Annotated in this window: 9 protein-coding genes and 1 pseudogene; 9 read left to right on the top strand and 1 reads right to left on the bottom strand. The window is 47.5% G+C overall.

Annotated elements, in window-relative coordinates; translation table 11 throughout:
• Window positions 1–48 precede the first annotated feature (48 nt).
• From treR to DFQ00_RS08845, 8 genes and pseudogenes are all read left to right on the top strand, one after another.
• Window positions 49–759, top strand: a complete 711-nt coding sequence (treR, locus tag DFQ00_RS08810; RefSeq protein WP_110896108.1) for a trehalose operon repressor — start codon at window positions 49–51, stop codon at window positions 757–759.
• Window positions 760–997: 238 nt separating this feature from the next.
• Window positions 998–1,219, top strand: a pseudogene (locus DFQ00_RS08815) (hypothetical protein); the annotation flags it as partial.
• Between the two features lie 238 nt (window positions 1,220–1,457).
• On the top strand, window positions 1,458–3,527 hold the full coding sequence (locus tag DFQ00_RS08820) for a bifunctional aldolase/short-chain dehydrogenase (RefSeq protein ID WP_110896109.1): 2,070 nt from the start codon (window positions 1,458–1,460) through the stop codon (window positions 3,525–3,527).
• 16 nt (window positions 3,528–3,543) lie between these two features.
• Complete coding sequence (gene rhaA, locus DFQ00_RS08825; protein WP_110896110.1) at window positions 3,544–4,800, top strand: L-rhamnose isomerase; 1,257 nt, start codon at window positions 3,544–3,546, stop codon at window positions 4,798–4,800.
• Window positions 4,801–5,320: 520 nt separating this feature from the next.
• Window positions 5,321–6,994 (top strand): ribonuclease J, encoded by a 1,674-nt coding sequence (locus tag DFQ00_RS08830; protein WP_110896111.1) that lies wholly within the window; start codon window positions 5,321–5,323, stop codon window positions 6,992–6,994.
• Window positions 6,995–7,153: 159 nt separating this feature from the next.
• Window positions 7,154–8,137 (top strand): LacI family DNA-binding transcriptional regulator, encoded by a 984-nt coding sequence (locus DFQ00_RS08835; protein WP_110896112.1) that lies wholly within the window; start codon window positions 7,154–7,156, stop codon window positions 8,135–8,137.
• A gap of 174 nt (window positions 8,138–8,311) precedes the next feature.
• Complete coding sequence (locus DFQ00_RS08840; protein WP_110896113.1) at window positions 8,312–9,787, top strand: glycoside hydrolase family 32 protein; 1,476 nt, start codon at window positions 8,312–8,314, stop codon at window positions 9,785–9,787.
• A 26-nt stretch (window positions 9,788–9,813) separates the two neighbouring features.
• Complete coding sequence (locus DFQ00_RS08845; RefSeq protein WP_110896114.1) at window positions 9,814–11,778, top strand: sucrose-specific PTS transporter subunit IIBC; 1,965 nt, start codon at window positions 9,814–9,816, stop codon at window positions 11,776–11,778.
• A gap of 119 nt (window positions 11,779–11,897) precedes the next feature.
• Here DFQ00_RS08845 and DFQ00_RS08850 read toward each other — a convergent pair whose 3' ends face one another.
• Entirely contained in the window at window positions 11,898–12,797 is a 900-nt protein-coding gene (locus DFQ00_RS08850) for a manganese catalase family protein (RefSeq protein ID WP_110896115.1), read from the bottom strand.
• Between the two features lie 172 nt (window positions 12,798–12,969).
• Here DFQ00_RS08850 and DFQ00_RS08855 point away from each other — a divergent pair, with 172 nt between their 5' ends.
• Window positions 12,970–13,797, top strand: coding sequence for an amidohydrolase family protein (locus tag DFQ00_RS08855; protein WP_110896116.1), 828 nt, complete (start codon window positions 12,970–12,972; stop codon window positions 13,795–13,797).
• The last annotated feature ends 214 nt before the right edge of the window (window positions 13,798–14,011 follow it).

Consider the following 14,011-nt stretch of genomic DNA (forward strand, 5'->3'; position numbering starts at 1 on the left):
ATAGGTTGCCAATATGATAAAAAGGGTAATGAGCTATGGTGATGAAAAATGAACAATAAATTTATCCGAATATACGAAGATATTGCGGAACGTATTCGGAATGGAGACATTGAGGCGGGAACACTGCTTCAATCGGAGCTGGATCTGTCAGAACGATATCAAACATCCAGGGAAACGATACGTAAAGCGCTCAAGATGCTGTACGAGGAAGGGTATATTCAGAAGATTCAGGGTAAAGGTTCCATTGTACTGGATATACGTAAAATTGACTTCCCTGTATCAGGACTGGTCAGCTTTAAAGAATTGGCGCAAAAGATGGGACACCGTGCACAGACGGTTGTAAAGCTTTTCCGAGAACAAGCGGTGGATCAGGCGTTGGGTCAAAAGACGGGTTTTGCTCAGAAGCAGCAAGTGTGGCAGATTAATCGTGTTCGCAAGGTGGATGGGGAGCAGGTTATTCTGGACAAAGATTATATTAGCCAGCGCTTAATTTCCGGGCTTAACGAAGACATCTGCCAAGATTCCATCTACGAATATATTGAGCAGAGCCTGGGGTTATCCATCTCCTATGCCCAAAAAGAAATTTTGGTCGAGGAGCCTACCACGGAGGACCGGGAGCTGCTGGATCTGGAAGGGTTTCATAATGTTGTTGTTGTCAGAAGCAAGGTCTATCTTGAGGACACCAGCCAGTTCCAGTATACCGAGTCACGACATCGGCCGGACAAGTTTATATTTGTGGATTTTGCAAGACGTAAATAAACATGGAACGCCAGTAGAGAGTGAACAGAACGGATTCCACCAATTGAGTATGTAAAGAAGAGAGCACCATGTCACTGCAACCAGCAGTGACATGGTGCTCTCTTTGATTATCATGATGCTTTATTGCATTCCATAGCAGAGCGAACATTCCGAAGATCGTCCATGAAGAACCGCTGAATGTCAATGTTACACTCGCTGCTGCCAGCGTATGATCAACCTATTACGAGGCAAGGAGTGAGTGGGATTGGAACAGGTTTCTGCAGCATTAAAGGCTCGAGTGTGGGAGCAGCAGAGAGGAATTCCAACGTACGGTACAGGCAAGCCGGATCCAAATCCGATGTTTCTGGAAAAACGAATCTATCAGGGCAGCTCAGGCAAAGTGTATCCTTATCCCGTCATTGATCGCATTGAGGACGAGTCGAAGCTGCAAGTGTACCGCATCATTATTATTGAAAACGAATAGATTCGTATCGTTCCGCATTATCGGGTTACTCTGGCGTTATGCTGAGATTCAATCAGAGCTCGAGAAACCTCTTTTCCATAAGAATGGATATAGGGGCTTCCCTGCGCTATAAAACAATAATCTAAATAAATTTTTGAATGTTTTTGTTTGTTATTATAAATCTTTTGTTTTCAAAATAAAACAAAGATGATAAACTCAATTCAGGAAGAAAACAAACATTATCGGAGGGGAACACATGGTACAGAGTTTATGGAATGAAGCGCAGGCATCGGAGAAAAGGACAGGACTGGAGCAGTTGGTTTATCGTTCCAATCTAATCGGAACGGATCGCCGGGTATGCAATATTTATGGCGGTAATACCTCTGTCAAAACAACGGTGAAGGATTTTCGCGGGCGTGATGTCGAAGTGATGTACGTGAAGGGAAGCGGCTCCGATCTGGCTTCCATGGAGGCCAAGCATTTTACTGGACTTGCACTTGAGGATATTGGCCCTCTTATGGAGCGTGATTCGATGTCGGATGAAGAGATGGTGGAATACCTTGGACATTGCATGATTGATGCCAAACATCCGCGTGCCTCCATCGAAACGCTGCTGCATGCGTTCCTTCCATACAAACATGTCGACCACACTCATCCAGATGCCATTATCAGCCTGTGCTGTGCAGATAACGGGAAAGAGCTGGCGCGTGAAATATATGGTGACCGTTTTGTGTGGGTCCCTTATGTTCGTCCGGGGTTCACACTCTCCAAAATGATTGCTGAAAGCGTATTCGCTAATCCCAATGCCGAGCTTGTGCTAATGGAGAAGCATGGTCTGGTTACATGGGGTGAAACCTCGGAGGAATGCTACGCGCAGACGATCAAAATGATTAATGAAGCGGAAGCCTTTATCGAGGCACGTGTGAATGAAGATAAGCTGTTTGGCGGTGTTAAAAATCCGGCACTTCCGGCAGACATTCGTCGTCAGATTGCTGCTCGGGTCATGCCTGTGATTCGCGGAGCGGTATCGGACAGCAAAAAGATGATTTTGTCCTTTGATGATCAGGACGACGTGCTTGCTTTTGCAGGTGGAGTGGATTCGGCTCAATTGTCCCAGGTTGGTGCAGCCTGCCCGGATCATCTGGTGCATACGAAAGTAGTGCCACTTTATATTGACTGGACACCAGATGCGGAAGATCTGGATGGACTCAAAGCCAAGCTGACCGCAGGCATTGCTGCGTACAAGGAGCAATACAAGCAATATTTTGAAAGCAACAAAAATGAAGGCGACGTGATGTTTGAAGCGGCCCCGCGTGTCATTCTCATTCCGGGTGTAGGCATGATCAATACTGGCAAGAGCTGGGCGTTGTCTCAAGTAAGCGGTGCCTTATATCACCGGGCGATAGCGGTTATGCGCGGAGCGACCAGCCTTGGACAATTTGTTTCACTGAGTGCAAACGAATCTTATAATGTTGAATACTGGCCGCTGGAGCTGTACAAATTGTCATTGGCCCCGGCAGAAACCGAGTTTTCACGTAAGGTAGCGTTTATTACTGGCGGCGCAGGCGGTATTGGCAGTGAAACTGCACGCAGACTGGTATCGGAGGGAGCGCATGTGGTGCTTGCCGATCTGAATCTGGAGGGTGCACAGAAGGTTGCACAGGAAATTAACGACCAATATGGTGCCAATCGCGCATTTGCACTCAAGATGGATGTCACGGATGAGGAAGCAGTACAGGCTGCTTATGCTGAATCGGCTCTGCAATACGGTGGTGTAGATATCATTGTGAACAATGCTGGTCTTGCGACGTCCAGTCCATTTGATGAAACTTCATTGAAGGAATGGAACCTGAACATCAGCGTGCTGGGCACCGGTTATTTCCTGGTCGCTCGCGAAGCATTTAAATTGATGAAGGAGCAGAGCATTGGTGGAAGCATGGTCTTCATCGGCTCCAAAAACTCGGTATATGCAGGTAAAAGCGCTTCGGCTTACAGCTCGGCCAAGGCACTGGAAGCACATTTGGCTCGCTGTATTGCAGCGGAAGGCGGAGAATATGGCATTCGTGTCAACACGATTCTGCCGGATGCGATTTTGCAAGGGTCAGCGATCTGGAACGGATCTTGGAGAAACGAACGGGCCGCAGCATACGGCATTGAGCCGGATCAACTGGAAGAATATTATCGTAAACGTACAACACTGCTCGTCAATATATATCCGAGAGATATTGCGGAGGGGATTGCTTTCTTCGCCTCATCCAAATCGGAAAAAACAACCGGCTGTATGCTGACCATTGATGGCGGTGTACCCGCAGCATTCACACGTTAATAAGGAGGTTTGGCGGATGGATAAGCAGGTGAAACAGGCATATGAAGCGGCCAAGGCTTTATATGCACAGCATGGTATTGATACGGATGCGATGCTCAACAAGCTGGCAGACATTAAAGTGTCTGTGCACTGCTGGCAAGGAGACGATGTGAAAGGGTTTTTGAACCAGGAGGGTGAATTGACGGGTGGCATATCCGTTACAGGTCAGTATCCGGGAGCAGCAACAACGCCTTCGGAGCTACGGGCCGATCTGGAGCAGGCGTTTGCACTTATTCCTGGTAAACACAAAGTGAATCTGCACGCGATCTACACCGATACAGACGAGCAGGTGGAGCTGGATCAGATCGAGCCGAAGCATTACGAGAACTGGGTGAAGTGGGCCAAAGAGCAGGGACTGGGACTCGACTTTAACCCGACGTGTTTTTCTCATGAAAAATCAAGCGATGGCTTCACGCTCAGTCACCCTGACCCGGAGATCCGCAAATTCTGGATTGATCACTGCAAGGCATCAAGACGAATTGGCGCTTACTTTGGCGAGCAGCTGGGACAGACCTGTGTAACGAACGTCTGGATACCGGATGGATTCAAGGATAACCCGGTAGACCGCATGTCGCCACGCAAACGCCTGAAGGATTCATTGGACGAAGTGTTTGCTGAGCCGCTGAATCCGAAGCACAATCTGGATGCAGTTGAGAGTAAGCTGTTTGGCCTTGGTTCAGAGGCATATGTTGTGGGCTCACATGAGTTCTATATGGGATATGGTCTGCAAAATAATACGTTGATCTGCCTGGATGCAGGGCATTTCCATCCGACAGAAGTGATATCAGGCAAGCTGTCCTCGCTGGCCTTATTCACAAGCGGCATCTTGCTTCATGTCAGCCGTCCAATGCGGTGGGACAGTGATCACGTAGTTATTATGGACGATGAATTGCTTGAAATCGCCCGTGAACTGGTACGGCATGAGCTACTCGGTACGACACACATCGGCCTGGACTTCTTTGATGCCAGCATTAACCGCGTAGCGGCATGGGTTGTTGGTACGCGTAATACAATCAAGGCTCTGCTACGGGCGATGCTGGAGCCAGTGGATGCGCTAAAGCAGGCGGAAGTGGCAGGTGATTATACGACACGCCTTGCGCTGACGGAAGAATTCAAATCTTATCCGTTTGGTGCAGTGTGGGACTATTATTGCGCCCAGCAGGGCGTGCCTGTTCGTGAACAATGGATCAAGGAAGTCAAATCTTACGAGCAGGAGGTTCTTCAATCAAGGTGAAATATTGGGAAACCTTGTTATACGCTTAAAGTGAATCCCTTTTTGAAAGAATGACAGCGTAGATCAACATCAAAGCTGAAATTCAATAGCTGGCTAGTAATCCTAGCCAGCTAAATTCAAAAAAATATTAATAAGGTTCCGCGCATGCCTTATGCGGAAGCGGGCAAGTCCCATGAGGACCTACAGGCTCAGAAGGTGCTGCCGAGATAAGCGAAGACATTGAAAGAGTCAAGACAGCGATCATTCCAAGTAGAGTGCATTTCTTTTTCATATATTCACCCCCTTTATTTTATTGTCATTATATCATTTTATAGCATAAAAAGTAATATATTGGGATTTAAAAGATAGTGATTCTGTGAATGAGCCACTGCGGAAGGAAAGTTCCGTAAGTGGTTTTTTGGCGTACACGCTCACATGTGCATAACCAAGGCGTTTCTTTCCATACTAGGGATAGACAAGAAATGGAGACTGGAAATAGACAACAAATCGAGGACTTCTATGTTAGGAGGATGAATGCACTTTGAAGCTGGCCCATAACAAACTGTATATCGCTGCACTTGGCGGTGTGAACGAGATCGGAAAGAATATGTATTTGATCCAGTACGATCAGGACATTGTTGTGATTGATTGTGGCTCCAAATTCCCTGATGAGACGATGCCAGGCATTGATCTTATCATTCCAGATGTCACATATCTGCTCGAAAACCTCGAAAAGGTGAAGGCTCTGGTTGTCACCCACGGACATGAAGACCATATCGGCGGGATACCTTATCTGTTAAAACAAATGAATATTCCCGTGTACGCCTCCAGACTGACATGTGGGCTGATCGAATTGAAGCTGAGAGAGCACAACCTACTGCGACAGACCGATCTGCATACCATTGATGCGAATTCCCGGTTAACGCTGGGTAGCATGGAGATATCTTTTTTTGCGACGAGTCACAGCATCCCGGATTGTCTGGGGATTTTTTTTCAGACGCCTGCGGGCAATGTTGTACATACCGGGGATTTCAAATTCGACATGTCTCCTGTGAACGGTCCATTTCCTGACTTGCACCGGATGGCCGAGATAGGCAAGCAGGGAGTGCATGTGCTTCTCTCGGAGAGTACGAATGCGGAAAGAGCAGGGTTTACCCCTTCGGAGCGTGTGGTTGGAGATCACATTCTGGATGCGTTTATCCGGGCCAAGCAAAAGGTATTCATCTCTACCTTTGCTTCTAATATCAGCAGAGTACAGCAGGTTGTGAACGCTGCATTTCAGACCGGGCGCAAGCTGGCGCTGTTGGGACGGAGTATGATTAACGTGGTGAGTGTGGCAAGTGAACTGGGATATCTGGATGTGCCAGAAGGGCTGTTAATTGAGGCAGCGGATTCTGGACAATTTCCGCGCGAGCAGGTTGTTGTGTTATGCACGGGAAGCCAGGGTGAAGCGATGGCGGCGTTGTCCCGGCTCGCTGCTGGCAAACATCCGCAAGTCAGCATTGAATCTGGCGATACTGTAATTATTGCTGCGGGTGCTATTCCAGGGAATGAACGAAACCTGGCGCATGTGATTGACAACCTGTATGTACTGGGAGCACGTGTCATCTATGGCTCGAGTGGAGCAGCAGGCATGCATGTGTCAGGTCACGGCAGTCAGGAGGAACTGAAGCTGATGCTCACCTTGATGAAACCGGATTATCTGGTTCCGATTCATGGTGAGTTCCGTATGCTGTATCAACACAGGCTGCTTGCTGAATCTGTCGGTATTGAACCAAGTCACGTCTTCATTGTGAACAACGGAGAGATGGTGGAGTACAGGGATGGCGCAGCCTCCTTAGGTCCTAAAATCCCTTCAGGCAACAGTCTGGTCGATGGGCTGCTTATCGGTGATGTGGGCAATATTGTACTCAGGGATCGCAGGCAGCTATCGTCGGACGGTATGCTGGTCATCGTCACCACACTAAGCAAAACAGAGAAGCATATGGTTGCTCCCCCCGAGATTATCTCTAGAGGATTTGTGTTTGTAAAGGATTCAGAGCAATTCATGAAGGAGCTTCATGAGCGGGTGATCAGCCGAATGGAAGAATTGACGGGTGCTGGCATGAATCAGTGGAATGTGATCAAACGTAAGCTGAAGGACGAGATCGGTCATTATATTTACGCGCAAACGAAACGCAGACCGATGATCCTGCCAATTATTATTGAGGTTTGACAACTGTGCAAGCCCGGTATCCGATGGGGCACAATGCTGTGTGAACCTTGGCATATGCCGGGCTTTTGGGTATAAGATTCTTGTTCGTATTCGCTGAGCCTTGTGATTCGCGTTATAATACATATATGAACAATTATATAGACCCAGAGGAGTTTCTTGATGAATAAAACGATTGCGGATATCGCTCAGATGGCAGGTGTGGCGAAGAGCACCGTGTCCCGTTTCCTAAATGGCGGCTCGGTTAGTGAGAATACCCGCCAGAAAATTGAGCGTATCATTAAACAATACAATTATGTTCCGAATACCTTTGCACGAAGTCTGAAAGCGAAAAAAACGAGTATTATCGGTACGGTTGTTCCGCGTCTCGATTCGTATGCAACATCCCAGACTTTGATGGGCATTGATGAGGAATTGAGACAGCTCCACTATCAGATGCTCATTGCCAATACAAGTCAGGACATGCAGCGCGAGATTGATGCCATTTATGATTTTGCCAGACAAAAGGTGTCAGGAATTATTCTGCTGGCGGCTGAAATCACCGATGCTCATTTGAAAGCTATTGAGGACATTCAAATTCCGGTATTACTCGTGGGACAGCAGCACGAATCGCTGCACAGTCTGATTCATCACGATGATCAGGCTGGTTATGTCATGGGCAAACACGTCATTGAACAGGGACACCGGGACATCGTTTACCTCGGAGTTAGCGAGAAAGACCAAGCTGTAGGTATACATCGCAAACGTGGATTTCAGCGTGCTATTGCCGAGTGCAATGACTGTAACGTTAGATATTATGAGACCAGCTTTAAGATGTCAGAAGCAGTCGTAACGGCCGAGAATATTTTGGGAAAAAACATGCCTACGCTGATCGTCGCAGCGACAGACAATATTGCAATGGGCGTAATGAAAACAGCATTTTCTCGGAGCATTTCAATTCCGCAGCAGTTATCGGTGACAGGGTTCGGTGATTATGATATTACGGAGATGATTCATCCAACACTGACTACGGTGAAATATCATTATTCCCAGGCAGGAAAGCTTGCGGCAGGTCACATTAGCCAGCTTGTAGAAGGGCAGAGCGTGAGACTGAAGACGATTCTGGATGTTGAACTGATTTCCCGAGAAAGCGTTGACAAATTATAAAATGATCCTTTATGATAATTCCATCGAACCGGTTCCAAAACATCCTCTGAATCTGAAATGAGGATAAAGGACAGCGGTAAGCATTGCATGGAATTATTTTTTTTATCTTTTGTGGAACCGGTTCCTTTCGAGGGGCTTATGATTTTGCAGCATGAATGGAGATTGAGATGACATATGAAAATGACTAGATCGCAGCTCTATCGGCGGATTGAGCAGGCCGAGCCTGGAGAAATAGCAAAGCTTGAGATGCAGATTGCAGTATGTCCCTGGAGACAAAGCTACCACATTCAGCCTGTCACGGGTCTGCTTAATGATCCTAACGGATTTTCTTATTACAACGGTTACTATCATCTGTTCTATCAATGGTTTCCACTTGGCACAGAGCATGGCATGAAGTATTGGTACCATACCCGTTCACGCAATTTGGTCGATTGGGAGAATATCGGTATTGCAATTGAGCCAGGGGGCCGCTATGACTCTCATGGTGCGTATTCAGGCAGTGCGGTGGAGAAGGACGGCAGGTTGAACATGATTTATACCGGCAACACGCGGGATGAAAATTGGATCAGACATCCGTATCAGTGCTTGGCGGTTATGGATGAGGAGAATGTCGTCACCAAATATGAGCAACCTGTCATTCGTGAAGTACCCTCTGGATATACGGAGCATTTCCGAGATCCCAAGGTGTGGCAGCGTGGAGATGCTTATTATTGTGTAATTGGAGCTCAGCGTACGGATAAGACGGGATGTACAGTGCTCTATCGCTCGGTTGATCTGAAGCAGTGGCAGTTTCTTGGCGAGATCAATACGAGATATCCAGCTTTGGGATACATGTGGGAATGCCCGGACTATATAGAACTGGATGGGCAAGGAGTACTGATCTTCTCACCACAGGGCATTCAGGCGGAGGAAGATTTATACCAGAACATTTATCAATCCGGGTACCTCATGGGACCGCCTTTGAATTTGGAAACGAGAGCTTTTGCCCATGGTGATTTTCAAGAGCTGGACCGTGGCTTTGACTTCTATGCTCCACAAACGATGCTTTCACCTGATGGCAGACGAATATTGGTAGCGTGGATGGGACTTCCCGATCTGGCATATCCCACCGATAACAGTGGCTGGGCGCACTGTATAACGATACCGCGGCAATTGTCCATTCAAGATAACAAGCTGATCCAGCAGCCTGTTGCAGAAATGGAACAGCTTCGCAGAGAGAAACAGGGAATCTCGGCGAAGGTTAGGCTTGACGATGAGTGCAAGGCTGTCGCACATTTTCACGGTATCACGTATGAACTTGAATGCGAGATTCAACTGAAGGGTGCAGAACGCATTGGGATCGAATTCCGGGCGAGCGCTACAGAAAAAACAGTCATTCAGTATAATCGGCTGCAGCACAAGCTGATATTGGATCGCAGTCAATCGGGAGCAGCGCTGTCCGAAGCCAATGGAACGATTCGTCAATGTACGCTGAAGGCTGATGTAATTCAACTGCGTATGTTTGTAGATTCGTCCTCGGTTGAACTATTTGTCAACAACGGGCAAGAGGTGTTTACGAGCCGAATTTTTCCGAGCTGTGACAGTACGGATATTCGATTTTTTGCATACGGGGGAAGGGCTGAATTTTCAGCGGTCAAGTGGGATTATTAGATTAACTGGGAGAGGAATGAGACAGCATGTCGGACAATCAACGAATTGCTCAAGAGGTTATTCAGGCCATCGGGGGCAAAGACAATATTGCTTCCTTTGCACACTGTGCGACACGACTTCGCATTATGGTGAAGGATAAAGAGCAGATTGATCAGAAGAAGGTCGAGAACATTGACAAGGTCAAGGGTGCTTTTTTCAATTCCGGGCAATATCAGATTATCTTCGGTACTGGAACAGTGAATCGAATCTTTGAAGAGGTTGAGAGGCTTGGCATTGAAGGAACGTCGAAGGATGAGGTAAAGAGTCAGGGGAAAAAGGAAGGCAATGCGTTCCAGCGGGCTGTTCGCACGTTTGGCGACGTCTTTGTTCCAATTATTCCTGTGCTTGTTGCAACAGGGCTGTTTATGGGGCTGCGTGGGCTGCTTACACAAAATGAAATTCTGGCCTGGTTTGGTGCAACACCAGAGGATATATCACCAAACTTCCTGCTCTTTACGCAGATTCTGACGGATACGGCATTTGCGTTCTTGCCTGCACTTGTCGCCTGGTCTGCATTCCGTGTATTCGGCGGAAGTCCCGTTCTCGGCATTGTGCTCGGCCTGATGCTGGTCAATCCAGCGCTGCCGAACGCTTATGCTGTAGCCGATGGCTCGGCACAGCCCTTGCATATGTTCGGGTTTATCCCGGTTGTCGGATATCAAGGCTCGGTCCTGCCAGCATTTTTCGTCGGCTTGATCGGTGCAAAGTTTGAAAAGATGCTGCGCAGACGTGTACCAGAGGCACTGGATTTGATTCTGACGCCATTTATTACGCTAACGGTTATGATTACACTTGGACTGTTTGCGATTGGTCCGGTATTTCACTCACTTGAAGAATGGGTGCTGCATGGCACAACAGCTGTGCTGGATTTACCTTTCGGCATCGCAGGTATTATTATCGGCTTTTTCCATCAGATTATCGTGGTTACGGGTGTGCATCATATCTTCAACTTTCTGGAAATTCAATTGCTGGAGAAAACGGGGTTTAACCCGTTCAATGCCATTATTACGTGTGCTATGGCTGCACAAGGAGCAGCCTGTCTGGCTGTTGGTTTAAAAACGAAAAATACGAAGCTCAAAGCGCTTGCGCTGCCGTCCTCATTATCTGCATTTCTCGGGATCACTGAACCAGCGATCTTTGGTGTAAATCTGCGTTATATGAAACCGTTTGTAATGGGTCTGATCGGGGGCGCAGTGGGCGGCTTTATTGCATCGTTATTCCATCTGCAAGGAACGGGTATGGCTGTCACGGTCATCCCAGGGACCCTGCTGTATCTGAATAGTCAACTGCCTTTGTATATTGTGGCGAATGTTACAGCGATGGCCGTTGCCTTTGCACTGACCTGGTTTTTTGGTTATACAGATCAACCCGTGGTAGAAGCATCCAGCGTCTCTGACAGCAGTGGAAAGAGCGCTCCTTCGGATGTTCAAACCCTTGGTGCAGTTCCGGGTAACGATACATCTCGTCCCAAGCTGAAACGGCTGGAGATCGCATCACCAGTCAACGGTACAATTGTTGCTTTGGAGCAGGTGCCTGACCCGGCGTTTTCGGAAAAACATATGGGAGAAGGCTTTGCCATAGAGCCATCAGAAGGTAAAGTGTATGCTCCGTTTGATGGTGTCGTTGCCCATATCATGGATAAGAGTAAACATGCTGTTATTTTGGAGCACGCGACAGGGGTGCAATTGTTGGTGCATGTTGGTATTAATACGGTTGGACTGAAAGGTAAGGGCTTTGTTGCCCATGTGAAAAGCGGAGACTCTGTGCTTGAGGGACAGCTATTAATTGAGTTTGATAGCGATATTATTCAGAGTGCCGGCCTGCCACAGATTACACCTGTCCTGATCCCGAACGGTAACGAAATGATTTCTTCGGTGAGAGCAATATCAAGCGGACATGTTAAAGCGAATGGAAAAAAAGTGGTGGAGGTAGAGTTTACCGAGCCGCAATAACGTACAAATGAAGTGTATGAGACATGTCTCGATTAAACACCAGATTAGACAGAAGCAAGGAAAGCGATTGGAGATATCCTCCAGTCGTTTTCCTTTTTCTTTTTCTTATTCTTTTGTGATTAGAGTCCTGCACTTCGTTTCAGACGTTCTGCGATCTGTAAAAAATCCTCTGGGGATATGCCGGGAGCGAATTCCTCCGGCAGGTCTGGAAGCTCGGGAATCGGCCCGCTGTAACCCGGTAAACCCGCAAAGGCTTCCAGTTTACCGCCATCGGTAGGATGTACACCTTTCCAAATCTGGGCGATCTGCTGGTAATCCTTGTCACTGAACGTGTACAGCCGGCGCTGTTCACCCATCGCTTCCCATTTGTGTGTGGTGTCAAAGGCTTTGTTATCGAGAGAAGGGATCGGAATCAGCTTGGTTACATCTACGCCTGTTGCAATCTCCAGCGCTTTGGCATAAGCCAGAACGTGTACTCCGCCACGCACAAGCAGATAACCAGTCATCTCACGAGCTGTATTGTTGTCGGTCATCTCATATACTCTCATTTTGTGCGTTCTTGCCCCGCATTCCAGAAAAAAGTTATGCAGCAGATCGAGAATCAGGTTGCCGCTGCTAAACACATTCGAACCATCCCATGGTCTTCCCATGGAATCATAGGGCAGAGCCGTTTGTGCGGATTCTATGAAATGTGAGGTCATTCGCAGATCCTTACCTACACGGAGAGGCGTGGTGTCCGGTGCACCCGGAGAAGTCGTGCCTTCAAGCATTAGATTGATCGTATTAGCAACGAGTTCAACATGACCGAATTCTTCGGCCGTTATACTGGCGACAATATCATAGAAGGGACGCAGCTTGGACTTTCCTCTGAAGTTAAATGATTGATACATGTAATTGTTCAGTGTGGACATCTCGCCAAATTTACCGCCTAGCAATTCCTGTACTGCACTAGCACCATTGGGGTCTGGATTTTTCGAAATGGGCAGCTCAATGGCAAGGCGGTCTACACGTTTAAACATGTCAAATTCCTCCTCAACTCTCATTACTGTAAAGGTATGAAAGCTGACTTGTACGTTATTCAATGTTTAATTGTTATGGAGAAATGGGTGCTTATTGCTTGGGTTTATTTTATATTTATAGTTGAAGCATTGGATTCAAGGCAAACGATGGCGACACAGGAGGGTACATATCATGAAACTGGATGCACATCAACATTTCTGGAATTATAATGTCCGCGAGTATGGATGGATCGGAGAAGAGATGAGTGTGATCAGGCGCTCATTTCTACCGGAAGATCTGGAGCCAATCCTCACAGAGGCCGGAGTATCCGGCTGTGTAGCTGTGCAGGCACGGCAAAATCTGGAGGAAACCGAGTGGCTACTGGAGCTGGCGGATAAACATGAGTTCATTCAAGGCGTTGTGGGCTGGGTAGACTTATGTTCGGAGGATGCTGCTGCTCAATTGGCGAGGTATGCCTCTAACCCTTGGTTGAAGGGTGTCCGTCATGTCATACAGGATGAGCCGGATGTGAAGTTTGTACTGCGTGAGGATTTTCAGAGTGGAATTGCACTTCTTGAGCAACATAATCTGGCCTATGATCTGCTCGTATCCAAGGAGCAGCTGCCTTATACCGCGGAGCTGGTACATAAATTTCCACGACAGCGTTTTGTCATTGATCACCTGGCTAAACCTGATATCAAAGCCGGTATTCAGTCCCCGTGGAAGGAAGCGATAGAAGCAGTTGCAGTACATCCAAATGTACATTGCAAGTTGTCTGGTATGGTAACCGAAGCAAACTGGAACACGTGGACACAAGAAGATGTTACACCTTATCTGGATACGGTTCTGCGAGCATTCGGACCAGAGCGGGTAATGTATGGTTCGGACTGGCCTGTATGCACAGTGGCCGGGACATATACTCAGGTACACAACTTGCTTCAGACGCATGTTAACACGTTGTCAGCAGCAGAGAAGCAGATGATTTTTGGTGATAATTGTGCAGCTTTCTATGGTCTGTGAACAGGGGAGAATGCCTCTGTGCATGACTTGTGATGTTGACAGATTTCCTGTTTCTTGGTAAAGTTTTACCCAATCCGCATAATGTAGTCTGGGAATGTTACCGAATACGGGCATAACCTGAGCTGGCTTGTGATACATGTCAAAGTGTATACAGGCTGGTTCGGGTTTTTTCTATTTACCTAGTGATACAGCTGAACGATAGAGACTAGCGGAT

This window comes from Paenibacillus barcinonensis, assembly GCF_003217495.1.
Lineage (GTDB): Bacteria > Bacillota > Bacilli > Paenibacillales > Paenibacillaceae > Paenibacillus > Paenibacillus barcinonensis.